25 protein-coding genes are annotated in these 25538 nt (G+C 65.2%); 14 read left to right on the top strand and 11 right to left on the bottom strand.

The genetic code is table 11. The features are described 5' to 3' along the window. The first annotated feature begins 31 nt into the window (after positions 1–31). Positions 32–1087, top strand: a complete 1056-nt coding sequence (locus ACIPPQ_RS04300; protein WP_446542952.1) for a potassium channel family protein — start codon at positions 32–34, stop codon at positions 1085–1087. Here the strand turns inward: ACIPPQ_RS04300 and ACIPPQ_RS04295 are convergent. Beyond that, positions 1084–1413 (bottom strand): DUF423 domain-containing protein, encoded by a 330-nt coding sequence (locus ACIPPQ_RS04295; RefSeq protein ID WP_446542951.1) that lies wholly within the window; start codon positions 1411–1413, stop codon positions 1084–1086. The two genes, ACIPPQ_RS04300 and ACIPPQ_RS04295, sit on opposite strands and share 4 nt — an antisense overlap. Positions 1414–1505: 92 nt before the next feature. Between ACIPPQ_RS04295 and rimO the strand changes: the two genes are divergently transcribed. Further along, entirely contained in the window at positions 1506–2876 is a 1371-nt protein-coding gene (gene rimO / locus ACIPPQ_RS04290; RefSeq protein WP_446542950.1) for a 30S ribosomal protein S12 methylthiotransferase RimO, read from the top strand. Between the two features lie 5 nt (positions 2877–2881). Here the strand turns inward: rimO and ACIPPQ_RS04285 are convergent, their stop codons facing one another. Next, positions 2882–4870 carry a TonB-dependent receptor plug domain-containing protein gene (locus ACIPPQ_RS04285; protein WP_446542949.1) on the bottom strand — a complete coding sequence of 663 codons (1989 nt, stop codon included), beginning with the start codon at positions 4868–4870 and terminating at the stop codon, positions 2882–2884. A 183-nt stretch (positions 4871–5053) separates the two neighbouring features. Between ACIPPQ_RS04285 and ACIPPQ_RS04280 the strand changes: the two genes are divergently transcribed. Beyond that, a complete protein-coding gene (locus tag ACIPPQ_RS04280; protein ID WP_446542948.1) occupies positions 5054–6532 on the top strand; it encodes a DUF4403 family protein in 1479 nt (492 codons plus the stop codon). Here the strand turns inward: ACIPPQ_RS04280 and ACIPPQ_RS04275 are convergent, their stop codons facing one another. Both ACIPPQ_RS04275 and ACIPPQ_RS04270 read right to left on the bottom strand, forming a co-directional pair. Continuing rightward, positions 6533–7546: an inorganic phosphate transporter gene (locus ACIPPQ_RS04275; protein ID WP_327455312.1), complete on the bottom strand. Its 1014-nt coding sequence runs from the start codon at positions 7544–7546 to the stop codon at positions 6533–6535. It lies immediately after the preceding gene. A gap of 15 nt (positions 7547–7561) precedes the next feature. After that, the gene (locus tag ACIPPQ_RS04270) at positions 7562–8686 is read right to left on the bottom strand and encodes a DUF47 family protein (protein WP_327455309.1); all 1125 of its coding nucleotides are present in this window, start codon (positions 8684–8686) and stop codon (positions 7562–7564) included. Between the two features lie 193 nt (positions 8687–8879). Between ACIPPQ_RS04270 and ACIPPQ_RS04265 the strand changes: the two genes are divergently transcribed. Further along, positions 8880–10418, top strand: a complete 1539-nt coding sequence (locus tag ACIPPQ_RS04265; protein WP_446543110.1) for a flavin-containing monooxygenase — start codon at positions 8880–8882, stop codon at positions 10416–10418. 2 nt (positions 10419–10420) lie between these two features. Here the strand turns inward: ACIPPQ_RS04265 and ACIPPQ_RS04260 are convergent, their stop codons facing one another. From ACIPPQ_RS04260 to ACIPPQ_RS04250, 3 genes are read right to left on the bottom strand one after another with little or no spacing between them, the layout of a single operon-like run. Continuing rightward, positions 10421–10603, bottom strand: coding sequence for a DUF3008 family protein (locus ACIPPQ_RS04260; protein WP_037511241.1), 183 nt, complete (start codon positions 10601–10603; stop codon positions 10421–10423). A gap of 23 nt (positions 10604–10626) precedes the next feature. Continuing rightward, on the bottom strand, positions 10627–11562 hold the full coding sequence (locus tag ACIPPQ_RS04255) for an SDR family oxidoreductase (RefSeq protein WP_446542947.1): 936 nt from the start codon (positions 11560–11562) through the stop codon (positions 10627–10629). A gap of 16 nt (positions 11563–11578) precedes the next feature. Next, positions 11579–12409, bottom strand: a complete 831-nt coding sequence (locus tag ACIPPQ_RS04250) for a DUF4163 domain-containing protein (RefSeq protein ID WP_446542946.1) — start codon at positions 12407–12409, stop codon at positions 11579–11581. A gap of 57 nt (positions 12410–12466) precedes the next feature. Between ACIPPQ_RS04250 and ACIPPQ_RS04245 the strand changes: the two genes are divergently transcribed. The 3 genes from ACIPPQ_RS04245 to argC all read left to right on the top strand — a co-directional run bounded on the left by ACIPPQ_RS04245 (position 12467) and on the right by argC (position 15830). Continuing rightward, entirely contained in the window at positions 12467–13870 is a 1404-nt protein-coding gene (locus tag ACIPPQ_RS04245; protein ID WP_446542945.1) for a leucyl aminopeptidase family protein, read from the top strand. 85 nt (positions 13871–13955) lie between these two features. Beyond that, positions 13956–14900, top strand: a complete 945-nt coding sequence (locus ACIPPQ_RS04240) for a C40 family peptidase (protein WP_446542944.1) — start codon at positions 13956–13958, stop codon at positions 14898–14900. Positions 14901–14903: 3 nt separating this feature from the next. Then, a complete protein-coding gene (argC, locus tag ACIPPQ_RS04235; protein ID WP_446542943.1) occupies positions 14904–15830 on the top strand; it encodes an N-acetyl-gamma-glutamyl-phosphate reductase in 927 nt (308 codons plus the stop codon). 3 nt (positions 15831–15833) lie between these two features. Here argC and ACIPPQ_RS04230 read toward each other — a convergent pair whose 3' ends face one another. Then, complete coding sequence (locus tag ACIPPQ_RS04230; protein WP_446542942.1) at positions 15834–16049, bottom strand: hypothetical protein; 216 nt, start codon at positions 16047–16049, stop codon at positions 15834–15836. A gap of 172 nt (positions 16050–16221) precedes the next feature. On the opposite strand from ACIPPQ_RS04230, the gene ACIPPQ_RS04225 reads away from it, so the two are divergent. After that, positions 16222–17565, top strand: a complete 1344-nt coding sequence (locus ACIPPQ_RS04225) for a PQQ-dependent sugar dehydrogenase (RefSeq protein ID WP_446542941.1) — start codon at positions 16222–16224, stop codon at positions 17563–17565. 55 nt (positions 17566–17620) lie between these two features. Here ACIPPQ_RS04225 and dnaN read toward each other — a convergent pair whose 3' ends face one another. Further along, positions 17621–18736 (bottom strand): DNA polymerase III subunit beta, encoded by a 1116-nt coding sequence (gene dnaN / locus ACIPPQ_RS04220; RefSeq protein ID WP_446542940.1) that lies wholly within the window; start codon positions 18734–18736, stop codon positions 17621–17623. Positions 18737–18906: 170 nt separating this feature from the next. Here dnaN and ACIPPQ_RS04215 point away from each other — a divergent pair, with 170 nt between their 5' ends. Beyond that, positions 18907–19404 carry a hypothetical protein gene (locus ACIPPQ_RS04215; RefSeq protein WP_446542939.1) on the top strand — a complete coding sequence of 166 codons (498 nt, stop codon included), beginning with the start codon at positions 18907–18909 and terminating at the stop codon, positions 19402–19404. A 184-nt stretch (positions 19405–19588) separates the two neighbouring features. After that, the gene (locus ACIPPQ_RS04210; protein ID WP_446542938.1) at positions 19589–20278 is read left to right on the top strand and encodes an aspartate/glutamate racemase family protein; all 690 of its coding nucleotides are present in this window, start codon (positions 19589–19591) and stop codon (positions 20276–20278) included. Here ACIPPQ_RS04210 and ACIPPQ_RS04205 read toward each other — a convergent pair. Continuing rightward, the gene (locus tag ACIPPQ_RS04205) at positions 20275–21156 is read right to left on the bottom strand and encodes a LysR family transcriptional regulator (protein WP_446542937.1); all 882 of its coding nucleotides are present in this window, start codon (positions 21154–21156) and stop codon (positions 20275–20277) included. The genes ACIPPQ_RS04210 and ACIPPQ_RS04205 overlap by 4 nt on opposite strands. 151 nt (positions 21157–21307) lie before the next feature. On the opposite strand from ACIPPQ_RS04205, the gene ACIPPQ_RS04200 reads away from it, so the two are divergent. Beyond that, positions 21308–21637, top strand: a complete 330-nt coding sequence (locus ACIPPQ_RS04200) for a UrcA family protein (protein WP_446542936.1) — start codon at positions 21308–21310, stop codon at positions 21635–21637. A gap of 635 nt (positions 21638–22272) precedes the next feature. Here ACIPPQ_RS04200 and ACIPPQ_RS04195 read toward each other — a convergent pair. Next, the gene (locus tag ACIPPQ_RS04195) at positions 22273–22665 is read right to left on the bottom strand and encodes a winged helix-turn-helix transcriptional regulator (RefSeq protein WP_446542935.1); all 393 of its coding nucleotides are present in this window, start codon (positions 22663–22665) and stop codon (positions 22273–22275) included. A 113-nt stretch (positions 22666–22778) separates the two neighbouring features. On the opposite strand from ACIPPQ_RS04195, the gene ACIPPQ_RS04190 reads away from it, so the two are divergent. From ACIPPQ_RS04190 to ACIPPQ_RS04180, 3 genes are all read left to right on the top strand, one after another. Further along, positions 22779–23522 (top strand): SDR family oxidoreductase, encoded by a 744-nt coding sequence (locus ACIPPQ_RS04190; protein ID WP_446542934.1) that lies wholly within the window; start codon positions 22779–22781, stop codon positions 23520–23522. 70 nt (positions 23523–23592) lie between these two features. Then, a complete protein-coding gene (gene rlmN / locus ACIPPQ_RS04185) occupies positions 23593–24840 on the top strand; it encodes a 23S rRNA (adenine(2503)-C(2))-methyltransferase RlmN (RefSeq protein ID WP_446542933.1) in 1248 nt (415 codons plus the stop codon). A gap of 228 nt (positions 24841–25068) precedes the next feature. Continuing rightward, positions 25069–25521, top strand: a complete 453-nt coding sequence (locus tag ACIPPQ_RS04180) for an outer membrane protein (protein WP_446542932.1) — start codon at positions 25069–25071, stop codon at positions 25519–25521. Positions 25522–25538: the final 17 nt, after the last annotated feature.

The following is a 25538-nucleotide window of genomic DNA, read 5'->3' as shown; positions in this document are numbered from 1 at the left end:
TTCCGCGCGCGGCTTTGGCACAAGGGCCGCGATGAGCAAGCGGCCGAACCCCAAGCTCCATATCCAGAGCGGCTTCCACCTGCTGAAGCGCGCGAGCAAATGGCCAATCTGGGCCGACGTGATCACGCGCCTCAGCGTCGCCTTCTTCCTGATCGCGATCGTCGTGCTCGTTCACTGGATCGACCGCGCCGGGCTGAAGGACAGCCACGACGGCCACATCAGCTTCCTCGACGTGGTCTATTTCACGATGATCTCGGTCACCACGACCGGGTTCGGCGACATCGCACCGGTATCCGACCGCTCGCGATTGATCGAGGCGGTGATCGTCACCCCGATCCGCATCATGGTGCTCTTTATCTTCGTCGGCACCGCCTATAATTTCGTCCTCAAGCGCACATGGGAAAAATGGCGTATGGCCCGCATCCAGGCAAAGCTCACCAACCATATCGTCGTATTGGGTTATGGCGTCAGCGGCGCCGAGGCGGTGCGCGAACTGATCGCGCGCGGCACCGACCCCGCGTGCATCGTCGTGATCGACAGCAACCGGGGGCGCGTCAACGCCGCGGAAAACGCGGGCTGCAACGTGCTCGAAGGTGACGCGTCGAGCGATGAGACCTTGCTCGACGTCCGGATTGCCGAAGCGCAGTCGGTGCTCGTGTCGGCGGGGCGCGACGACACGTCGATCCTGATCGTGCTGACGGTGCGCCACCTTGCGCCGCATGTGCCGATCAGCGTCGTCATCCGCACACAGGACAATGAACTGCTCGCGCGGCAGGCGGGCGCCAGCAATGTCATCAACCCGGTCAGCTTCACCGGCCTGCTGCTCGCCGGATCGGCGCAGGGGGCGCATGTTGCCGACTATATGGCCGATCTCGCCGCGGTGGGCGGCAAGGTACAGCTGCGCGAACGCCCGGTCAGCGGCGAGGAAATCGGCAGCAGCCTCGATCGGCTGGCGAGCGGCGGGCGCGGCCTGCGTATCTATCGTGGCGGCAAGCCCTATGGCTTTTGGGAAGCCGAGACCAACAAGCTCGAACCCGGCGACATGATCGTCGAGGTTATCCAGTGCGAGGCGTGCGAAGCCGACTAGCCGCGCCAGTAGAGCCCGCCGGCCCACAGCCAGCCGATAATCAGCAGCATGCCGCCAATCGGCGTGACCGCACCCAGCCAGCGCGGCCCGCCGAGCGCCATCGCATAGAGGGTGATCGCGAACAGCGCGCCCCCGGCCAGCAGCATGATCGCCGGCCCGCGCGCGAAGCCCATAATCGCGAGCGCCGCGACCGCATGAACAAGCTGGTACAGCCCGCCGGTGCGCAACCATTCGGCTTCTTGCGGCCCCGACGCACCATGTGCCCCGAACGCCCCCGCCACCACGGCCATCGCCGCCGAAACCGCTGCAAACGCGCCGATCGCCATCGCCTTTGTCCTTTCGTCAAAACCGCACGCCCCATGCCCCGACGCACTGCGCGTGACAAGGGCCGCAAAATCGACTAAAGGCGCCGCCAATCATGACAGTCAAAACGCTCCCCACCCAGCCGAAGGTCGGCATGGTTTCGCTCGGCTGCCCCAAGGCGCTCGTCGACAGCGAACGGATTCTGACCAAGCTCCGCGCCGACGGTTACGGCCTGTCGCCCGACTATGCGGGCGCCGACGTCGTGCTCGTCAACACCTGCGGTTTCCTCGACTCGGCGAAGGAAGAAAGCCTCGAGGCGATCGGCGAAGCGATGGCCGAGAACGGCCGCGTCATCGTCACCGGCTGCATGGGCAATGAGGCAGAGGTCATCCGCGCGCGCTTTCCCAACGTGCTCGCGGTCACCGGCGCGCATCAGTATGAGCAGGTCGTCGATGCCGTCCACGACGCCGCGCCGCCGACGCAGGGCCCCTTCATCGATCTCGTCCCCGAGGGCGGGCTGAAGCTGACCCCGCGCCACTACAGCTATCTCAAGATTTCGGAAGGCTGCAATCACAGCTGCTCCTTCTGCATCATCCCCGACCTGCGCGGCAAACTCGTCAGCCGCCGCATCGACGCGGTGTTGCGCGAGGCCGAAAAGCTCGTCGCCGCGGGCACCAAGGAACTGCTGGTGATCAGTCAGGACACCTCGGCCTATGGCGTCGACATCCGCCACGACCCGCGTCAGTGGCACGGCCGCGAGGTGCGCGCGCATATGACCGACCTCGCGCGCGAACTCGGGCAATTGAAGACGAGCGAAGGCCGCGCCCCGTGGGTGCGCCTCCATTACGTCTACCCCTATCCGCACGTCGATGCGGTCATCCCGCTGATGGCCGAGGGGCTGCTGACGCCCTATCTCGACATCCCCTTCCAGCACGCGAGCCCGAGCGTTCTCAAGCGCATGAAGCGCCCCGCGAACGAGGCGAAGGTGCTCGAACGGCTGAAGAGCTGGCGCCAGGTCGCCCCCGACATTTCGATTCGCTCTAGCTTCGTCGTCGGCTTCCCCGGCGAGACCGAAGAGGATTTCCAATATCTCCTCGACTGGCTCGACGAAGCGCAGCTGGACCGTGTCGGCGCTTTCCGCTTCGAACCGGTCGCCGGCGCGCGAGCCAACGCGCTCGACGATCAGGTGCCCGAAGAGGTCAAGGAAGAGCGCTACCAGCGGATTATGGACAAAACCGCCGCGATCAGTGCCGCGAAGCTCGAAGCCAAGATCGGCCGCACGTTACCGGTGATCATCGACGAGGTCGGCGAGGCGGACGAGGACGGCAGCATCGGCGCGACCGGCCGCTCACAGGCCGACGCGCCCGAGATCGACGGTCATGTCTACCTCCGCGACGTCGCGGCAAGCCTGAAGGCCGGCGATATCGTCGATGTCGAGATCGAGGACGCCGACGAGCATGATCTGTTCGGGGTGGTCACGGGCTAGCGGCCTCAGTGGCCCCCGCCGAAGCGGAGCCTGAACCCCGCGTTCGCGACAAAGCCGTCGGTCGGCCCCCACGCATCGACCGTCCAGCGCCCGTCGGGCGCACGCGCGGGCAGCACGATCGGGTCGTGCCGCGTCTGGCGGACGTCGAGGATATTCTCCAGATTGACGAACAGGCTGACCTTGCCGAAAGTCATCTCGCCAAGTGCGCCGAGCTCGACATAACGGCGGCTTTCGGTGCGGTACGGATTGCCGTCGAGGCTCTGCCGCCCCGTGCAATAAGCCTCGATCCCGATACGCCCGCGCCCATGCTTTTCCCACATCGCGACGAGCCCGCCGGTATGTTTCGGCGTACGCGGCGTAGCGCGACGTCCCGAACCCGACGGGTCGGGCTCACTCGCGTCGACATAGACATAGCTGCCGCGCACGACGAAATCATTCCAGCGATAGCGCGCTGTCAGTTCGGCACCGCGCGCCCGCGTCGTGCCGTCGGCGTTGACGATCCGCACGCGGTCGGCCGCGACCTCGCGCAGTTGCAGTCCATGATCGACGTTCGAGCCGAACAGCGTCAGATTGGCCTCGAACGGACCGTTTGAATAGCCGATGTCGAGCGAAGCGGTGTCGGCAACCTCTGCCTTCAGCGCGCCCGGCGGATCGAGCCGCGACAGGCCAGCCTCGTCGATCGCATCGACAAAGGGCGTCGGTGCATAGAAGCCGCGTCCAACCGATGCCCGCACCGTCCAGCGATCGGGACGGACCAGCAAGGACAGCCGCGGGCTCAACCGCGTACCGAAATCGCTGTGATCGTCGAGCCGCGCGCTGCCCGCGAGCACGAACAGATCGCCGAATTCCTGCTCGGCCTGCACGAATAGCGCGGGCACCGTGTAACGATAGTCGAAGACCTCGAACGCCGCGTTGCGGTAGCGATCCCGTTGCACCGCCGCCCCCGCAAGCCAGCTCGTATCGCCAGCCCGGCCGCCCAGCGACAGCTCGGCGAACAAGGTGTCGTGCCGGTTGTCCTCGCGGCTTGCCCCGTATAGATGGTCGTGTTTCTGCGATGTGCCCGAGGCGCGGAATTGCAGCTTGCCGACGCCTTCGACCGGCAGTTCGGCAACGATGCCACCGTCGACCCGCCGGCTGTTCTGGTCGAGCGGGAAAGCCGTGCCATCGGGCACCGTCGCGTCCGGCATCGTGCCGCCGCGACGCCGCTCGTCCATCACGCCCAGCGTGACAAGCGCGTTCGCGCCGTCGCCGCGGTCCCAGAACAGCCGCGGGCGCACCGTCCAGCGCTCATAACGCGCCATGTCGGTCCAGCCATCGCCGTCGAGGTCCTTGCGCGACTGGCGATGGAAACCGCCGGTCACCGACGCGCTCCAGTCGTCGCCGAGCGGCGTCGCAGCATAGGCGGTCGCGTCCTGCCCGCCCCGCGTCGTCGCGTTAAGCATCATCTCGGCCTCGGGATCGGCCCGAGGGCGGCGCGACACGAGGTTGATGACGCCTGCGAGCGCCGACGGGCCGTACAGCGCCGACGCCGCCCCCTTGATCACCTCGACCTGCCCGAGGTCGGTCGGAGGAATCTGCAAGAGGCCGATCGACGAATTGCCGCCATAGATCGGAAGGCCATCGCTGAGGAGCTGTGTATAGCGACCCGACATGCCCTGCATTCGCACATTCGACGCGCCAAGCCCCGGCGAGGTGACCTGCACCCGCACCCCCGGCGTCTCGGCCACCAGCATCGAGACATTGCCCGGTGTCATCAGCATTTTCTCTTCGATTTCCTCCCGCCCGATCACGTCGACGCGGATCGCCTCGTCCTCAACGCGGCGCCCCGACCGCGTCGCCTGGACCAGAATCTCTTCCTCTTCTTCCTCGGCTTCCTCTCCCGTGACTTCGGGATTGGCCACATCCTGCGCCCGAGCCTCCGCCGCAGCAAAGGGCGCAAGCGCAGTGAGGCCCGCCGCGAGCAGCGATGAACGAAGGAACGGGAATAACGACATGAAAACAGCTCCGGGATTCGAATGACTGGCGGCCCGTCCTCGTCGAGAGCCGGCTACCCCGGATGGCCCATACGGCCTGTAGCAACTGCAGGGTCAAGCGAAAAAGAGCGCTGGCCTTTTCCGTCAGGAACGGCTTCCTTCCGCCGATGTTATAAACCCGACGGATTGCATCAGAGGCACGCCATGCGCTTTATCCAACTGCCGATCGCTGCGTTGCTGACCGTCACGACGCTCGCCGCCTGCGACCGCCGGACCGACGTCGAAGCGCCGCCCCGCGCGACCGACAAGGCACCCTCCCCGACACAGAAATCGCTGATCGCGGTTCCGATCAACGCCAATACCGCCTCGCTCAAGCAGGCGCTCGAACGCGCGGTGCCGAAGACGCTGTGGACGATCAACCGCCACGAGCGCGCGTGCGTGAAGCCGCAGCAGGTCAAGGTCTTCGGCAAGAAGGTCAAGGTCACCCCGCCGATCGCCTGCACGATCGTCGGGCAGGTCACGCGCGGGCCGCTGCGGCTGCGCGGTGAAGGGGCAGAGATCGTGGTCGATGTCCCGCTGAACGCCCGGATCGCCGCGCGCGACGTCGGCGGGCTATTGAAAGGTGAGACCGCAACCGGCGCCGCGATGGCGCACGCGCGCATCCGCGTCGAACTCACGCCCGACTGGCGCACCCAGGGCAAGGCGCGCATCACCTATGGCTGGACCAAGGCGCCGGGAATCGACTTTCTCGGCAAACGCATCACCTTCACCGACGAGGCCGATGCCAAGCTGAAACCCGTGATAGCGGGCGTCGAGCGCGAGGTGACCCGCGAGATCGCGAAGCTCGATATCCGCAAACAGGCGGCCGACGTGTGGCGACAAAGCTTCACATCGCTCGAACTCAACCGCGAAAACCCGCCGGTCTGGATGCGCGTCACTCCGCAGCGCATCCTTTACGGCGGCTACCGGATCGAGGGACACCGGCTGAACCTCAATCTCGGGATGGAAGCGATCACCGAAACCTTCGTTTCGGGGCGCCCCGCCGATCCTGCGCCGACCCCGTTGCCGCGCCTCGTCCGCGAAATCCCCAAACCGCATCTCGACGTCCGCGTGCCGGTGATCGCCGACTATGCGCAGCTCCAGCCCGTCGTCGACCGCGCCCTCGCCAGACGGTCGAAGCGGCCCTTCGTGCTGCCGAAACTCGGTCCGATGATGGTAATCTTCGGAAAATCGACCATCTATGGCGCCGAGGGCGGCCGGATCGCAGTCGGGGTAGACGTCGATGCGAAACTGGAAATGCGGTCGGGCGAACCCACGCACGGCCGCATCTGGATGACCGCGGTCCCGGCCAACAAGCCGGGTTCGGCCGAGGTCCATTTTACCGACCTCGTCATCAACGGCGACACCGACGGCGTCGGCGGCGACCTGCTCATCCTGCTCGGCCGCAGCGAAGGTTTTGCACCGTTGATCGCCGATGCGCTGACGCAGAATTTCACGAAGGATCTGGACGAACTGCAAGGCAAAATACGCCGCGCGGTCGACCAGCGGCGCGAAGGCGCCTTTGTTATCCGCACCCACGTCGACCGCTTCGAAACGGGCGAGATCAAGGCCTATGGCAACGGCTTCTATCTCCCCGTGCGATTGGTCGGCGGAGCGAGCGTCGATTATCGCCCGGCGAAATGATCAGAACAGGCGCGTAATCCCGTAAAAGGCCGCCGCGACGACCGCGCTCGCCGGGATGGTGATGAACCATGCGGCGACGACATTGCCCGCGACGCCCCAGCGCACGGCACTGGCACGGCGCGCGACGCCCGCGCCGATGATGCTGCCCGTGATCGTATGCGTCGTCGACACCGGGATGCCGAGCAGGCTCGCCGTGAAGACCATGATCGAGCCGCCGGTCGAGGCCGCAAAGCCCTGATGATGCGACAGCTTGGTGATGCGGCCGCCCATCGTTTCGATGATCTTCCACCCGCCCGACAGCGTGCCGAGCGCGATGGCGACATAGCAGCTGAACGCGACCCAGTGCGGGATATGGAATTCGCCGCCGAGATAGCCTGTCGAATAGAGGAGGACGGTGATGATACCCATCGTCTTTTGCGCATCGTTCAGCCCGTGACTGATCGAATAGGCGGCCGACGACAGGAGGTGGAGGCGACGGAAGGTGGTTTCGGCAAATTTCGCGGTCGCGCGGCGCAGCGCCCAACTGCTGAGCAGCATCACGAGCATCGCGAGCATCATGCCGAGCAGAGGCGACAGGAAGATCGCGATGACGGTCTTGTTGAGGCCCGTCCACTCGATCCCCTCAAACCCGGCATGCGCGACGCCCGCGCCGACGATCCCGCCGACGAGCGCGTGGCTCGACGACGACGGAATGCCCTTGAGCCAGGTCACGACATTCCAGAACATCGCGCCAACGAGCGCGCCGAACACGACCGCCGGGGTTACGAGATCCTTATCGATAATCCCTTTGCCGATCGTCTCCGCAACCTTGTGCAGTTCGGGGAAGATGATCGACAGGAAATAGGCAGCGAAATTGAAGAAGGCGGCGAACAGCACCGCCTGCACCGGCCGCAGCAGCCGCGTCGCGACGACGGTCGCGATGCTGTTCGCGGCGTCGTGCAGGCCATTGAGGAAGTCGAACGCCAGCGCGAGGAGGACGAGGCCGACGAGGAGCGGGAAAGCGAGTTCGTGCATGGTGGGCGCCCCCGCTTATGCGTGGTCGATGACCAGACCGTCGATTTCGTTCGCGACATCCTCGAAGCTGTCGGTGACGCGCTCGAGATGGCGGAAGAGTTCGCGCGTGATCAGGAAACGGGTCGGATTCGATTCGCCATGCTCGCGGAACAGGCGCTTGAGCCCGGCGGCATGGATCTCGTCGGCATGACCTTCCATCCGCACCAGCCGCTCGGTGAGCTCGTGGAGCCGCGGGCCGTTGGCGCCGATGTTGCGGAGCAGCGGCAACGCTTCGGCTGTCAGCCGCGCGGCATCGACGATGATCCCCGCGATATCGCGCATCTCGGGCTCGAATTCGGTAACATCGTACAGGTCGACCGCGCCCGCGGTCTTCTGCATCTCGTCGATCGCATCGTCCATCGAGGCGATCAGGTCGGTGATCGCGCTGCGGTCGAACGGGGTCAGGAAGGTGCGGCGGACCGTCTGGAGGACTTCGCGGGTGATCGCGTCGGCGTCATGTTCGCGTTCGATGATTTCCTGGACATGGTCGGCCATGCCCTCGCCGCCCTGCAGCATGCGGGACAAGGCGTTCGCCCCCGCGACGAGCGTCGCGGCGTGGCTTTCGAACAATTCAAAGAAATTTCCCTGTCGCGGCAGCAAACGCTGAAACCATGCGAACATCCAGCTAACCCCTGTCTTGTCTGCTACATTTTCGACGACCCCGCGCGGCTGGGCGACGGCGCGGAAACCGCCATCGCCGAACGAGCGGATCAGCGCCTGCAAATCGGGCTCCTCGACCGCCGACGCAGCGTCGCGGAACGAGAACCATTTGCGGTCGCGTTCGTCCATTTCTTTCCAGTCTTCGAGCTCGTTCGTCACCGCGAGCGGGAAGACTTCGACATTATACATGATCGACGCGCCGTTAGCGCGGCGCTTCCGATATTCATAGCTGCCGATCGGGGTCGGACAGACCGCACCGATCACGCCCGCCTCTTCCTCGGCTTCGACCGCCGCCGCGGCGTGGCGCGTCATGCCGGTCAACGGATTGCCCTTCGGCACCACCCAGCGCTTCGTCTCGCGCGACGTGATCAGCAGGATTTCGGTCGGCCCGTCCTGTGCGGGGCCGCCGAATCGATAGGGAAGGACGGCGATCTGACGCATGAGGCTTTCATCCTTTCCGCTGAATTTCGGGCGCGCGAGCCCATGGCTGACAAAGTGGCTACGCCCCTATGACAATAATGTGACAGCGACAAGGACGCTTCATCGCCGCCGCACTTTCCGTAAACGTCAATTCGATTGCAAAATGAAACGCGGTGCGTAATCTACCCATCAAACATAGTCGGGAGACAGGATGATGGCAGGCACGGCGACGATGGAACGCCCCGCGGATGCGAAAGCTGCACCGGTCGATCAGGATGTGCTGATCGTCGGCGCGGGCATTTCCGGAATCGGCATGGCGGTGCATCTCCAGATGAATTGCCCCGACCGCAGCTTCGCGCTTGTCGAGCGCCGCGAACAGCTAGGCGGCACCTGGGATCTGTTCCGCTACCCCGGCATTCGTTCGGACAGCGACATGCACACGCTCGGCTTTGTGTTCGAGCCGTGGAAGCATGAGAAGTCGATCGCCGACGGCCCGTCGATCCTCGAATATCTCAACCGCATCGTCGACGAACGCCATATTCGCGAGCGCATCCGCCTCGACAGCAAGGTCGTCGGCGCCGATTGGGACAGCGCCGCCGCACGCTGGACGGTGACGATGGAGGACAGCAAGGGCGCGACCTCGACCACGACCGCGCGCTGGCTCTATCTCGGCTCTGGCTATTATGATTACGACGAACCTTTCGACGCCCAGTTTGCAGGCCGCGAGGATTTCCAGGGCCAGATCATCCATCCGCAATTCTGGCCTAAAGATCTCGACTACAAGGACAAGAAGGTCGTCGTGATCGGATCGGGCGCGACCGCGGTCACCATCGTCCCGTCGATGAAGGAAGCCGCGCACGTCACGATGCTGCAACGCACGCCGACCTGGTATTTCATCCGTCCGGCGAAGGATGGCTTCGCGAACTTCCTGCGCAAATTCCTGCCCGAAGAGCTCGCATACAAGATCACCCGCTTCAAGAATGTCCGGCTGCAGGACCTCGCCTTCCGCCGTGCGCGCGAGAAGCCCGAGAAGGTCAAGGAGTTCCTGACCAAGAAGCTGCAGGAGAGCCTGGGCGACCGTTACGACGCCGAAGCCTTCACCCCGCCCTATAATCCGTGGGACCAGCGGCTGTGCCTCGTCCCCGACGCCGATTTCTTCGAGGCGATGAAGGCCGACAAGGCGTCGGTGGTGACCGATCATATCGAGAAATTCGACGCGACGGGCATACAGCTCAAATCGGGCAAGCATCTCGACGCCGATATCATCGTCACGGCGACGGGCCTCAAGCTCGCGGTCGCCGGCAAGATCCCGGTGCGCGTCGACGGCGCGCCCGTCGATTGGCACGATCATTTCTATTACAAGGCGTGCATGTTCTCGAACGTGCCGAACTTCTCGGCGGTGTTCGGTTATCTCAACGCGAGCTGGACGCTGCGCGCCGACATCGTGTCCGAATATGTATGCCGCGTGCTCAACCATATGCGCGATACCGGGACGACCGTCGCGACCCCCGCGCTCGCCGACCCGTCGAGCCTCGAAGAGGAAAATGTCTTCGACTTCTCGTCGGGCTATATCCAGCGTTCACTGCATATCATGCCGAAGAGCACGGTCGCGCTGCCCTGGCGGCTCAGCCAGAATTATGTGCAGGACCGGGTCGACATGCGCACCGGCGCGATCGCCGACGGGGTGCTGACCTTCACCAACGCGCAGGCGAAAGCGGCGGCGGCTCCGGCGGAGCTCGAAGCCGCGGAGTAAACCTAGTCGACGTGTTCGGGCTTGCCCTTGGTCGAGCCCTTCGCGAAGTCTTCGAGCTGTTTTTCGGTCATGCTCTCGGCCATCTCTTTCGATGCGCCTTTGAGTTTCGACTTGGGCGTGTCGCCGCGCTTGGCGCTGAGCGCGGCGCCGGCGGCTTTCTGCTGGGCTTTCGATTTGGCTGGCATGGATATTCTCCTTGCCCGCCCCGCTAGCCATTAACGATCGTGCCGCCATTGGGATGCAACACCTGGCCCGACATATAGCTGCTGTCGTCGCACGCGAGGAAGAGGAAGGCGGGCGCGACTTCATTGGGTTCGCCCGGGCGCTTCATCGGCGTGCCCTCACCAAAGGTCGCGACCTTATTCGCCGGCGCGCCGCCGCGCGGGTTGAGCGGGGTCCAGATCGGCCCCGGCGCGACCGCGTTCACGCGGATGCCCTTGCCTACCAGATTTTCGCTGAGCGAGCGGGTGAATGCGGTGATCGCCCCTTTGGTGGCGCTGTAATCGAGCAGTGCCTTTGACCCCTGATACATGGTGACGCTGGTGCAATTTACGATGGCCGCACCCTTTTTCAGGTGCGGCAACGCCGCCTGAACGAGGTAGAACATGCCGAAGATGTTGGTCGCGAAAGTCTGCTGAAGCTGCTCGGGGCTGATATCGCGAATATCCTCCGCCGGATGTTGTTCGCCGGCATTGTTGACGAGGATGTCGAGACGGCCAAGCTTGTCGACAGTTTGCGCGACGATCTTTTCGCCCGCCTTCGCCTTGCCGACGTCGGCCTTGAACGCGATCGCGCGGCGCCCCTCGGCTTCGACGATCGCGGCGGTTTCGGCGGCGTCGGCGCGGTTCTCGAGATGGACGATCGCGATATCGGCGCCTTCGCGCGCGAAGAGCGCACACACCGCGCGGCCGATCCCGCTGTCGCCGCCGGTGACGATCGCAACCTTGCCGTCAAGGCGCCCCGATCCCGGATAGCGCGGCTGCCATCTGGGCGCGCGGTCGAGGTCGGCTTCGCGGTCGGATGGCGGTTTCGCAATCGTCTTGCCCGACCCCACGGCGCGGCGCAGCTTCGCCGCGGCGCTCCGCTTGCCCTTCTTCTCTTTCGCGCTTTCGCCAACCTTGCCAGCTTTGGGCTGCTTCGCCATGACCTTGTCCTTCGGCTTAGTTGATGGGGAGAAAATCGCGCGCATATTCGTCCTTCAATGCGCGGACGAGCGCGCCGGTCACGGGCACGTTGATCTTGTAGCTGCCCTCGGCAAAGGCGCCGACTTCATAAGGCGCGATCGCAATCGTCATCCGGTCGAGATAGCGCCCGTCGGTGGAGCCGAGCCACACCGTCTGCGCCGAAGCGGGCGGGCATTTGGCAAAGACACTGTCGGGCGCCTCGTCGGCGACGATGCCTTTTGCCGCCTTTGCGCGCTTGATGCCGTCGCAGAAGCTATCCCTTATCGCCGCGTCGAACGCTTCCCCGCTCGTGAACAAATCGAGCGGCTTGAGCTGCTTGCGCCGGTTGCGGTCCCACAGCAAAGTGTCGAAATTCGTCATGCCGTGCGCGCCGCCCGTATAAGTTCCGATCTCCGCCGACAGGCTGAGGAAGCGCGGTGTGCTCGTGACCCGCTGCCACGCCTGCAGATGGCTATGCGCACGATAGGGAAATCCGCCCTTCTCGGCCGCCGCCTGGTCACGCTGCGCCGCGGCGATCAGCGCGTCGCGTTTCGTCGCGCGATCGCCGTCGAGCCACGCGGCCAATTCGGGGATCGCCGCCGCATCGCGCGGATAGGAGTAGGCAAACTCGATCAGGTCGTTGCTTTCCTTGACGTTCGATGCGGGCGCATTTTTCGCGGCGACATCGGCCGCGCCGCCGGGCGGGGCGCCGGGAACGGCCGCCGCCGCCGCCTTCTCCGCCGGTGTCGGCTTGTCCTCGGAACACCCTGCAAGCAGCAAGGCTGCGGCAAGGATCGGGATGGCTTCACGCCGGGAATTTGCAGTCATCATTCAGGCATAACGCCGGGAATCGACAAAATATCCCAAGCGGCCTAGCACGGCCGCATGACCGACTATTCCGACCTGATCCAGCCCGACAAGGGACAGGATGCCCGCACGATCCATCTCGTCGACAAGCAAGGCTATGACGAATGGCTCAAGGGTCGAAACGCGCGCGAGCGCGCGCATCTCGCCGCGGTCGGCTTCAAACCCGACGCCTTCGTCCACGCGATCCTGCCCGGCGACGACCCCGAAAAATGGGCCGTCGTCACGACGGTCGCCAGGGTCGACAGCCTGTCGGCATGGTGTCTCGCCAAGCTGGGGCAGATCCTGCCCGAGGGCCGCTACCGCCTCGAAGGCCAGCAGCCGGGCAAGGCGCTGTTCGGCTGGATGAGCGCGCAGTATCGCTTCGACACCTATAAATCGAACCCGCCGACCAAGGGCCCGCGCGTCCTGTTGACCAGCGACGTCGGCGCCATCGCGCCGCTGGTCGCCGAAATGCGCGCGGTCGCGCTCGTCCGCGACCTCGTCAACACGCCGGCAGCCGACATGGGACCCGCGGCGATCGAGAAAGCCGCCGAACGCATCGCGAAGGCGCATGGCGGCAGGCTCAGCGTCACCAAGGGCGAGGCGCTCGAACAGGGCTATCCGATGATCCACGCGGTCGGCCGCGCGGCCGCGAAGCATCACGCGCCGCGCCTGATCGAGATCGAGTGGGGCAAGGACGACCATCCCCGCGTCGCGCTGGTCGGCAAAGGGATCAGCTTCGACAGCGGCGGGCTCGACATCAAGCCCGCGGCGGGAATGCGGCTGATGAAGAAAGATATGGGCGGCGCCGCACATGTCCTCGCGCTCGCCGAGCTGGTGATGGCGAGCGGGCTGCCCGTGCGATTGCACTGTCTTGTCGCCGCCGCCGAAAACGCCATCTCGGCCGACGCCTTTCGTCCTGGCGACGTGCTCAAGAGCCGCCTCGGCCTGACGGTCGAGATCGGCAACACCGACGCCGAAGGCCGTCTGGTGCTCGGCGATGCGCTGGCGAGGGCCGGCGAGGACAAGCCCGAACTGATCGTCGATTTCGCGACGCTGACGGGCGCCGCACGCGTGGCGCTCGGCCCCGACCTGCCGCCGCTTTTCGCAAACGACGATGCGCTCGCCGACGCGATGCTGACGGGCGGGATCGAGCGTGACGACCCGCTGTGGCGGATGCCCTTGTGGGATGGCTATGCCGACCTGCTCGAAACCGACATCGCCGACCTTGGCAATGCGGGCAGTTCGCCCTTCGCCGGGACGATTACGGCGGCACTGTTCCTGAAGCGCTTCGTGCCCGAGGGCGCGCTGTGGGCGCATGTCGACACCTTCGCCTGGCGCCCTGCGGCCAAGCACGGGCGCCCGAAAGGCGGCGCCGCGCTGGGGCTGCGCGCGGCATGGGCGATGCTCCAGTCGCGCTACGACCGGCGCGGGAAAAACTGAACATTCTTGATAAAGCGGGGCCTGCTGGTCTAATGGCGCGCGATTGTCCGCGGCGCGCGGATGTCGGGTTTACACAGGACGGCAAGTGACAGCAAAAAGCGGTGAAAATTCAGGGGCCAATCGCGTGCGCATGGGGCGTCCCGGCGTCGTCGGCGCGGGCCGTGATCGCTTTGGCCTGACGGGTACGTCGCAGGCGTTCGACCCACGCGTCGTCGCGATCCGCCCCGACCTTGCCGATATCGCCGTCGCCGGAACGCATTTCGCGCCGCATTATGCCGCGCCGATGATGCGCAGCGGCGTGCTCCCCGCCGCATCGCTGCGCGCATCGCCGTCGGTCGACGCCGACCAGACGAGCGAATTGCTGTTCGGCGAAGGCTTTGCGCTGCTCGACCTCACCGGCGGCTGGGCGTGGGGTTATTGCCTTGCGGACCATTATGTCGGCTATCTCGCCGCCGAGGCGCTCGCCGCGCCGATCGCACCGACCCATCGCGTCGCAATGATCGAGGCGATGCTCCACAGCGCCCCCGACGCCGCGAGCGGCGGCCCTGCCGTCCTGCCGCGCGGCGCGCTGGTGATGGGCGAGCCCGAGGGTGAATGGCTCGCGACGTCGCACGGCTATCTGCCGCTCGCCGCGCTTGCCGAAGTCGGGACGGAGGGTAACGATCCCGCGGGGCTCGCGGAAGAGATGATCGGAACGCCCTATGCGTGGGGCGGCCGCACCGCCAAGGGCATCGATTGTTCGGGCCTCGTCCAGCTTGCGTGGGCCGGGGCCGGCATCCAGTTGCCGCGCGACAGCGACCTGCAACTGGCCGCGCTCGGCGCCGACAAGGATGTCGACCCCGCGGCGCTCGCGCGCGGGGACCTCGTCTTCTTCCCCGGCCATGTCGGCATCATGGCCGACGACCGCAACATCATCCATGCCAGCCGACGATGGATGGCGGTGAAGGCCGAGCCGCTGGCCGACGTCATCGCGCGTTCGGCTGCAAAGGATCATGATCCGCCGGTGAGCGGATATAAAAGACTGCGATAAGATATGACAAAGACGGTTTTCATCGACGGCGCGGCGGGTACGACGGGCCTCGAAATCGCCGAGCGCCTTGCGGGGCGGAACGAATTCGCGCTGATCACGCTCGACGACGCGCGCCGCAAGGATGCTGCGGCGCGGCGCGAGGCGCTGAACGACGCCGATTTTGTGATCCTCTGCCTTCCCGACGATGCGGCGCGCGAAGCGGTCGCGATGATCGGCAATGACCGCACGCGCGTCATCGACGCATCGACCGCGCATCGCGTCGCGCCGGGCTGGATCTATGGCTTTCCCGAAGTCAGCGGGCACGATGCCGTTGGCGCCGCCCCGCGCGTGTCGAACCCCGGCTGCTATTCGACCGGCTTTATCGCGCTGGTCGCGCCGCTCGTGCAGGCGGGCCTGCTTCCTGCCGACTGGCCCTATATCTGCCACGCGGTCAGTGGCTATTCGGGCGGCGGCAAGGCGCTGATCGAACGTTTCGAAGCGGATACCGACATCGCATGGCGCGGCTATGCGCTCGCCCTCGGCCACAAGCATGTGCCCGAAATGCAGGCGCGGTGCGGCCTGTCGATCGGCCCGCTGTTTTCGCCCGCGGTGATCGCCGCGCACCGGGGGATGGTGGTCGAGGTTCCGCTGCCGCTGAATGCCATGCCCGGTGCCGCATCGCCCGACGCGCTGCGCGCCGCGCTCGCCGATTTCTATGGCGCGAGCCCCGTCGTCGTCATGGGCGAGGCGCCGGCGGACGGCGAAATGCTGCTTCGCGCGTCGGATGCGGGCGACGACCGGATCGAACTGTTCGTCTTTGCCAATGGTGATGCCAGCCAGGCGCGCCTCGTCGCGCGGCTCGACAATCTGGGCAAGGGTGCCAGCGGCGCCTGCGTCCAGAACCTCAACATCATGGCGGGATTGCCCGAAACGGCTGGCCTGCGCCTGTAACGCCTAGTGCACGGTGTCGAGGACGTCCTCGACCGAGAGATAGGTGATCAGCCGTTCGATCTGGCGCCAGCGCGCGAAATGGACATGATTGCCGAGCACGCGATATTGCTCGGCGCGCGCTGCGGCGGCGAAACCCGCTTCCTCGCCATGCATGTTGATGAGCGCATGGGCATCTTCGACCGCGGTGCGATCGGTCATAAAAGGGGCTGGGAGGTGCATCGAATTCCTAGTCCGTTACGTGGACGGTCGTCTTACGCCTCGCCCCTCACCGTGCCGTTCCCAACCGTAATGAACAACCGGGTAAGGTTAATCGAAGCGCCTCCGCGGTTAACCTTGTCGCGCGCGCGCAACCCCCTTTGACGCCGCGCGTCGCCCGTGTAGACAGGGCGCCATGCGCAAGATCCTGAAATATGCCCTGCTCGCCCTGCTCCTACTGCTGATCGCCGGCGGCATCACCTTCTACGTCATGTCGCGCCCCGACGTGGCGCGCTTCTCGACCGCCGAACTCAGCGGCCGGGTGCCCGTCATGGCATCGCAGCGCACCGAGAGCTTCCCGACGGTCAACGTGCCCGAAGCGACGAACTGGCCCGCAGGACAGTCACCGCGCGCCGCGCAAGGCCTCGCCGTCGCGCGCTTTGCCGAAGGGCTCGATCACCCGCGCACGATCCTCGTCCTTCCGAACGGCGACGTGCTCGTCGCGGAATCGCAAAGTCCGCCGCGCAAGGACGGCGGCGTGCAGGGCGCGGTGATGAAGAATCTGATGGGCAAGGGCGGAGCAGGCCGCAAGCCGTCGGCAAACCGCATCACCCTGCTCCGCGACGCCGATGGCGACGGCAAGGCCGAGATGAAGACCGCCTATATCACGGGGCTCAATTCGCCCTATGGCATGGCGCTGGTCGGCACGACGCTCTATGTCGCCAACACCGACGCGCTGCTCGCCTTCCCCTATGTGGCGGGCGAGACGAAGATGAGCGGCAAGGGCGCGAAAATCGTCGACCTGCCCGCGAAGGGCACCAATCGCCACTGGACCAAGAGCCTCGTCGCCGCACCCAATGGCTGGCTCTATATCGGCGTCGGCGCCGACTCCAATATCGGCGAAGCCGGGATGAACCGCGAATTCCGCCGCGCCAGCGTGCTCGAGGTGCGGCCCGAGAATAAATATATGCGCACCTTTGCCGCGGGGATCCGCAATCCCGTCGGGCTCGGCTTCTACCCCGGCACCGACCGGCTGTGGACCGTGGTGAATGAACGCGACATGCTCGGCAGCGACCTTGTCCCCGATTATCTGACCGACATCACCGAAGGCGATTTCTATGGCTGGCCCTGGTATTATTGGGGCGGCTACATCGATCCGCGCGTCGAGCCCGAAGCCGAGGATCGTCGGCAATATGTGAAGCGCCCCGAATATGGCCTCGGCGCCCACACCGCGCCGCTCGGCATGACCTTCACGCAGGGTCTCGACCTCGGCGAGCGCTGGGCGAACGGCGTGCTCGTCGCGCGCCACGGGTCGTGGAACCGCGAACCCGTCACGGGATATGACGTTGTGTTCGTCAAGTTCGGCGCGAACGGCAAGCCCGCCGACGCATTGCCCGTCACCCTGCTCGACCAGTTCCTCGGCAAGGACGGCAAGACCACCCGCGGCCGCCCGGCCGATGTGAAGGTCGCAAAGGATGGCAGCGCGCTGATCGCCGACGACACCGGCGGGGTGATCTGGCGGGTCGCGAAGGCCGGATAAGAAAAGGCCCCGCAAGTGCGGGGCCTTTTTTTTTGTTTTGGGCTTTAGCGGGTCGTCAGACCCGCATCGGCATCAGCACATAGAGCGCCGGGCTCTTTTCGCTTTCGCGGATCAGCGTCGGCGCATTCGCGTCGGCGAGGTGCAGTTCGACGCTGTCGCCGTCGACCTGGCCGAGGATGTCGCTGAGGTAGCGGGCGTTGAAGCCGATCTCCATCGCGTCGCTGTCATAGGCGGCCGCGACCTCTTCGGCGGCGGTGCCGTTTTCGGGGCTGGTGACCGACAGCGTGATGCGGTCCTTGTCGAGCCCGACCTTGACCGCACGGGTCTTTTCGCTGGCGATCGTCGAGACGCGGTCGACGCCCTGATAGAGGCTCTTCGGATCGACCTTGAGCAGCTTGTCGTTCGCGGTCGGGATGACGCGGCTATAGTCGGGGAAGGTGCCGTCGATCAGCTTCGAGGTCAGGATCGCGTTGCCGAGCTGGAAGCGGACCTTCGACGCCGACAGGCTGATTTCGACATTGCCTTCGGCCTCGTCGAGCAGCTTGCGGATTTCGGTGACGCATTTGCGCGGCACGATGACGTCGGGCATCGACGACGCGCCGTCGGGGCGCGTCACGGTGTAGCGCGCGAGGCGGTGACCGTCGGTCGCCGCGGCCTTGAGCACCGGACCCGACGCATCCTCGGCGACATGCAGGAAGATGCCGTTGAGGTAATAGCGCGTTTCCTCGGTCGAGATCGCGAAGCGCGTCTTGTCGATGATCTGGATCAGCTCGGCGACGGGCAGCTCGAAATTGGTCGGCAGGTCACCCTCGGCGATCACCGGGAAATCGTCGCGCGGCAGCGTCGGCAGGTTGAAGTTCGAGCGGCCGGCCTTGACCTGCATCTTGCCCTCAGCCGCGGCAAGGCTGACTTCCGAACCCTCGGGAAGCTTGCGTGCGATCTCGAAAAGCGTGTGCGCCGACACGGTCGTCGTACCCGGCGTCTCGACCTTTGCCGCGATCGTTTCGACGACCTGCAGGTCGAGGTCGGTCGCCATCAATTTGAGCTGGCCCGACGCATCGGCTTCGATCAGCACGTTCGAGAGGATCGGGATGGTATTGCGCCGTTCGACCACCGACTGGACGTGGCCGAGGCTCTTCAACAACACTGCGCGTTCGATCGTCGCTTTCATTCTAATCCGCCATCCTGCGTGCTTCTCGGGAAAAGTCCCTGAGGGACAGACCATCGGAGGCGATTCGTACCCCGATTCTGGCCCCTGAAAATGTTCACCTTCCTTAACGCACGGGACGATGCGTGCAAGCCATGCTTGCAAAGCATCCCCAATCGCGCGAACGAGGCGCGATGCGGCGCTGGGCCTCCCTTTTCATGATAGCGGCGGCGATGCCCGTCACCGCGCTGGCCGCTGGCCCGACGGCGCTCGGCATTTTCGATGGCTGGGGTGCGTTCCGCGATCCCGCGGCCCCGCGCTGCTACGCTCTCGCCGCGCCGTCGGCAACGATCGGCACACCGCAGGTCAAGGCCTATGCCAGCATCGGATATTGGCCGAAATCGCGCATTCGCGGGCAATTCTATGTCCGCCTATCGAAAGCGCGCGCGCCGGATCGCGAGCTGCGCCTGACGATCGGCAGCCGCCGCTTCATCCTGACCGGCAATGGCGCGCACGGCTGGGCGAGCGATCCGCGGATGGACGCCGCCATCGTCGCCGCGATGCGATCGGCGCCGAGCATGAGCGTCGAGAGCGGCACCGCCACCGGCGGTGCGATCGCCGACACTTACCGGCTGCGCGGCGCCGCGACCGCGATCGACGCGGCGGCGCTGGGATGCGCGAAGCTTCGCTGAGGCGCTTCTGCGGAACGGCATATTTCTGCGTAACTTCACGCGCAAATGGCATTTCGTCGCGCATGTCGAGGGGCGCTGAAGGGCGTCTGTAGCGGTTAGGAGGAAAGCTGCGTCGCACGTCATTGTCGGTCAGGCTAGATCTGCACCATATTGTAGGACAGTCATTTCGGAACGGACGGACGCGATGAAGACAATCGGCCTGATCGGCGGCCTGAGCTGGGAAAGCTCGGCGCAATATTACCGGCTGCTCAACGAAGGCGTGCGGGCGCGGCTGGGCGGGCTGCATTCGGCACGCATCCTGTTGTTGTCGCTCGATTTCGCGCCCATCGCCGAATTGCAGGCGAGCGGCGACTGGGACGTGCTCGATCGCCAGATGGCCGACGCCGCCCGGTCCCTGACGGCGGGCGGAGCCGAACTGCTCCTGATCTGCGCGAACACGATGCATCTGTGCGCCGAGGCGGTCGAGGCGGCAACGCCGGCGCCGCTGCTTCACATCGCCGACCCCGCCATCGCCGCGGTCAAGGCCGCGGGCTTTTCGCGCGTCGGGCTGCTCGGCACCGCCTTCACGATGGAAAAGCCCTTCTACACCGCGCGCATGGCGGCAGCGGGAATCGAGGCGATGATCCCCGGCGATGCCGACCGCAGGGTCGTCCACGGCATCATTTACGACGAGCTGGTGCAGGGGGTGATCCGCAACGCATCGCGCGCCGAATATCGGCGGATCATCGCCGCGCTGATCGCCGACGGCGCCGAGGCGATCGTCCTTGGGTGCACCGAAATCATGCTGCTCGTCGGCGAAGCCGATAGCGCGGTGCCGCTGTTCGACACGCTGGCGCTGCACGTCGATGCGGCGGTGGAGGCGGCGCTCGCCTAGCCGCGCGCGAGCTTCGTCAGTTCTGCCGCGAGAAAATCGAGGACGAGGCGCACGCGCGGGACGTGGCGCAGCCGTTCGTGGGTCAGCAGCCACAGCCCCGTGGTGTCTTCGGTCTTCGGCGGAATGCAGCGGATCAGGTCGGGTTCGCGATCGGCGATGAAGGCGGGCAGGATGGTGAGGCCCATACCCGAGCGCACGCCCGCGAGCAGCCCCGACCCCGTGTCATATTGCATCACCACCGATTCCTCGAGTCCATGCTGGCGCAGCCACGCCTGATAGGGTTCCCAGACCCCGCCGCCGCCGCCGATGAAGGGGTGGGTGGCAAGCTCGGCGCGGCCGTGCGGGATGCCGTGCAGATCGGCATAGGCGCGGCTGCAATAGACGGTCCAGGGATTGTCGGCGATGCGCCGCCCGACGAGCCCCGCGCCCGCAGGTTGCTTGCTGCTGCGGATCGCAATGTCCGCGGCGCCCGCTCCGAGGTCGCGCGGTTCGTCCGAGGTGTCGAGATGGATGTGGATGCCGGGATGCGCGGCGCGAAGATCGCGCAGGATCGGCGGCAGGACGGTGACCGCGAAGATTTCCATCGTCGTCAGGCTGACCGTGCCGCCCGCATCGCGCGAGCGTGCACCCGCCGCGTCGCCGAAGCGGTCGGCGGCATCGCGCACCGCAACCGCGCTCGCCACCATCGCTTCGCCCACCGGGGTCAGCGCATAACCCGCCTGCCGCCGCTCGAACAGGTTGAGGCCGGTCGCTTCCTCGAGCGCGGCGATGCGCCGCGCGACGGTCGTCTGGCTGACGCGCATCGCCTGCGCCGCCGACAGGGTGCTGCCGGTCTCGGCAACGGCCAGAAAGGCCTTCAGGTCGTTCCAATCATACATGACGCCTTGTGCGACATAATGGCCCCGCCCTCATTCTGCAATTTTGCAGAATGGCCGCGCAACATCGTTGCTCCCGTCGCTCCGGGCGATCGATTATTTCTGTCTTACCGGCTTCCTCCCCTCCTCCCTAGCCGGCCGATGGAGACTCAAGATGCAAAAGCTTCTGATCCTCGCCGCCCTCGCTGCCGTATCGATCGGCCAGCCCGTATCGGCACAAACCGAACCCGCGAACCCGAGCGTCGCGGTCGCACACAAAGACCTCGACCTTCGGACTGCGGACGGCGCGAAGGCGCTGGACCGCCGCATCTGGCGCGCCGTCGTCACCGTGTGCGGCACCGCGCCCGATTTCGACATCGCGGGCAAGAATGACGTGCGGCAATGCCGCCGCGACACAAAGCGCGTCGCCTCGGCGCACGCCGATGTCGTGGTCGCCAATGCTTCGCGCGACGAGCCGATCCGGGTCAGTTCAATCCGCAACTGACCGGCGGACCCAAGTTGCAGGGCCCGTCAAAGCCGGGGCCATGATTCGGGCACGATCATGGTCCCGGCTTTCCTTATGGGTTTCGCACCGTCCGGAGGTTGGAAGGTCCGTTCGTGACGAACGGCCGTCGTGCGATGAACCGCGTCGTTTGACGTATCCCGGCCGCTTGCTATTTGGAGCCATGATAATATTCGGCTTACTCTTGGCCGCAGCCTCGAACGAGATGGTTCTGCACTGTCGGTCGGAGCAGGCGGATCCGGCTGCCTCATTTGCTACAGGACCATTCACTCTCGTCGAAAGCGAGGGAAAGGTGAGATACCCCGTTCCGACAGGAACGAGGGAGGTCGGCGCCAATTTCATTGGGGACAATGTAGCGTTCCCCGACAATTGGCCGGACACGTTCAAGGGGGGCTATGTCATAAATCGCCGGTCGCTAACCTATCGACGGTTGGTCACTTACAACGAAAAGACCATAATCGACGAACGCGGCAGCTGTAGCGTTTTCGTTCCTCCGCCTAGCGCGCCCGACTGGATGCGAGGCGCCAGGCCTCCCCAAAATTGATGTTGGCTCACCGGCCGGAGGCTCGCGGAGAGCATATCCGCAATCATTAGCGGAAAACGCAAATTTACCGGCCTCAATCCCGCGCGTCGAACGCCATCCGCGCCCTTGCCACCTTTTCCAGATTGGCCTCCGCCCAGACCCAGACGCCGCAGAAGGCCTCACCCAGACTGTGGCCGAGCTCTGTCAGGCAATATTCGACCTTGGGCGGGACGACCGGATGCACTGTCCGCACGAGCAGCCCGTCACGCTCCATCTGGCGCAGCGTCTGCGTCAGCATCTTCTGGCTGATGCCGGGAACGCGCCGCCCCAATTCGGTGAACCGGCAGGTGCCATGATCCTCCAGCTCTTCGAGAACGAGCAGCGTCCATTTGTCGGCGACTCGGCCGATCAGTTCGTTGACGAGCGTTTCGACGCGCGGATCGACCGGCGCATCCGGATCATAGGCATTTTTCTGAGGGGCAGGCATGGCAGAAAATCCAAATCTCTCTTTTCGGTAACTATCGCACTTTTGGGTGCCTACTTTCTTTTAGAGAGTATAGGGATATCTAAATCTCCTCACCACCCCCGAAGGAGACCCTCATGAAAACCACAGGCAACACCATCCTCGTCACCGGCGGAGGTTCGGGCATCGGGCTGGCGCTCGCGCAGCGCTGGCACGACGCCGGCAACACGGTGATCATAACCGGGCGCAACGCCGACAAGCTGGCGGCAGCGACCATCGGCCGTCCGAACATGCACGCGGTATCGCTCGACGTCACCGACCCGGATGCCATCGCGGCCTTTGCCGTTGCGGTGGTGGCGCGCTTCCCCTCGCTCAACGTGCTGGTCAACAATGCCGGTATCATGAACGCCGAGGACGTAAGCGCGAAGCGCGACCTCGCGCAGGCCGAAGCGACCGTCGTCACCAACATCCTCGGGCCGATCCGGCTGACCGACGCGCTAGTCGACCATCTGGCGGCGCAGGCGGACAGCGCGATCGTCAATGTGACGTCGGGCCTCGCCTTTGTCCCCTTCCCCAAGGCGCCGACCTATTCGGCGACGAAGGCGGCGATGCACAGCTATACGGTCGCGCTGCGCATCCAGCTCGAAGGCAAGGTCGAGGTGATCGAGCTCGCCCCGCCCGCAGTGCGTACCGACCTCACCCCCGGCCAGTCGACGCGCGAGGGCTATATGCCGCTCGACGACTTCGCCGACGAGGTGATGGCGCTGTTTGCGGCCGAGCCGACGCCCGCAGAGATCCTGGTGCAGAATGTCCTCCCGCTGCGCAATGCCGAGGCGAGCGGGACGGTGCCGCAGGTGCTGGCCATGCTGAAGTCGCTGTAACGGTAAGGAAAGGGCCGTTTGCAGCCGGGGCTGGCGCAAACGGCGCTTTGCCACTATATGGCCGCGCATCATGCAGATTCCCGGCCATATCGACCCCGTCACGACGGGCACCGTTCCCTTGCGCGGCGGCAACCGCATCGACCTCGTCGGGCTGACGCGCGACGCGATCGGTGGGGTGCTGGTCGAAGCCGGGCTCGACGCCAAGGGTGCGAAGCTGCGCGCCAAGCAGATCTGGCACTGGATCTATCACCGCGGCGTCACCGATTTCGAGGCAATGACCGACATCGCCAAGACGATGCGCCCCTGGCTGACCGACCGCTTCATCATCGGCCGCCCGACGGTACGCGAAGCGCAGGTGTCGAACGACGGCACGCGCAAGTGGCTGCTCGCCGCCGCCGACGGCCAGGAATATGAAATGGTCTTCATTCCCGACGCCGACCGGGGAACCTTGTGCGTGTCGAGCCAGGTCGGCTGCACATTGAACTGCCGTTTCTGCCACACCGGCACGATGCGCCTCGTCCGCAACCTCGGCGCAGGCGAGATCGTCGGGCAGGTGCTGCTCGCGCGCGATGCGCTCGGCGAATGGCCGAAGGGAACGATGGCGGGCTTCGGCGCCGATCCCGAGGACGAGGACTATGACGACGAGGCCGGGCATTATACCGCCGACGGCCGGATGCTCACCAACATCGTGATGATGGGCATGGGCGAACCGCTGTATAATTTCGACGAGGTCAAGGGCGCCCTCAAGATCGTGATGGACGGCGACGGGCTGGCGCTGTCGAAGCGCCGCATCACCCTGTCGACGAGCGGCGTCGTCCCGATGATGGCGCGCGCGGGCGAAGAGATCGGCGTCAACCTTGCCGTGTCGCTGCACGCGGTGTCGAAGGAAATCCGCGACGAGATCGTGCCGCTCAACCGCAAATATGGCATCGAGGAGCTGCTGCAGGCGTGCGCCGATTATCCCGGCGCGAACAATGCGCGGCGCATCACCTTTGAATATGTGATGCTCAAGGACAAGAATGACAGTGACGAGGACGCGCGCGAGCTCGTCCGGCTGATCAAGCAATACAAGCTGCCCGCGAAGGTCAATCTGATCCCCTTCAACCCCTGGCCGGGCGCGCCCTATGAATGCTCGACGCCCGAGCGCGTGCGTGCGTTCAGCAACCTGATCTTCAAGGCCGGCATCTCGGCGCCGGTGCGCACCCCGCGCGGGCGCGACATCATGGCCGCGTGCGGGCAATTGAAGAGCGCGGCGACCAAGCCGACGCGCGCCGAGCTCGACCGCATCGCCGAGGAAAAGCAGGCCGCGCTCGGCTGATAATTGCGCGCGCGGCGGCGATTCGCCCCCTTAGCCATCACGAAATTTCCGTCCGCAATGCGTTTCGAGGCGCCGGCGCATACCTATGCCGTGTTGCAAAAACAACACAGGTAAGAAAATTGTCATATTCTGAACGATCCATTCATTGCAGCGACAGCAGCGAACCCCAATTTGAGGACAGGTCGCGACCCAAAGGGCGTGTCCGAACTTGAAAGAAGGAATAACAAAATGAAGAAATTCGCAGTTGCAGCCGCTCTCCTGACGGCCATCGTTGCAACCCCCGCCATGGCACAGGGCGAAGGCCGCGTCGAAGTTCGCGGCGGCTATGTCACGGGCAGCGGCCTCGACGACGCCACGCTTGGCGCCGCGGCCGGCTATGATTTCGACCTGGGCTCGACGGCATTCGCTGGCGCCGAAATCGCAGGCGACAAGGTGCTGATCGACGGCGCCAAGGTCCAGTTCTCGTCGGGTGCCCGCCTCGGTGCCAAGGTCGGCGCCAACGGCCAGGCCTATGTCAACGGCGGCTACACCTTCGGCCAGATCGACGATCCCTATGTCGGTGCCGGCTACCAGCACAAGCTGGGCCAGAACCTGTACGCCAAGGCCGAATATCGCCACCAGTTCATCGAGAACTTCAGCGACTTCGACACCTTCGCGGTCGGCGTCGGCTTCGCTTTCTGATTTTTCGGACAGCGATG

The sequence above is a fragment of the Sphingopyxis sp. LARHCG72 genome (genome assembly GCF_052871675.1).
Note: the sequence above shows the minus strand (reverse complement) of the source record. Positions and strands in the feature narration are given on the sequence as shown.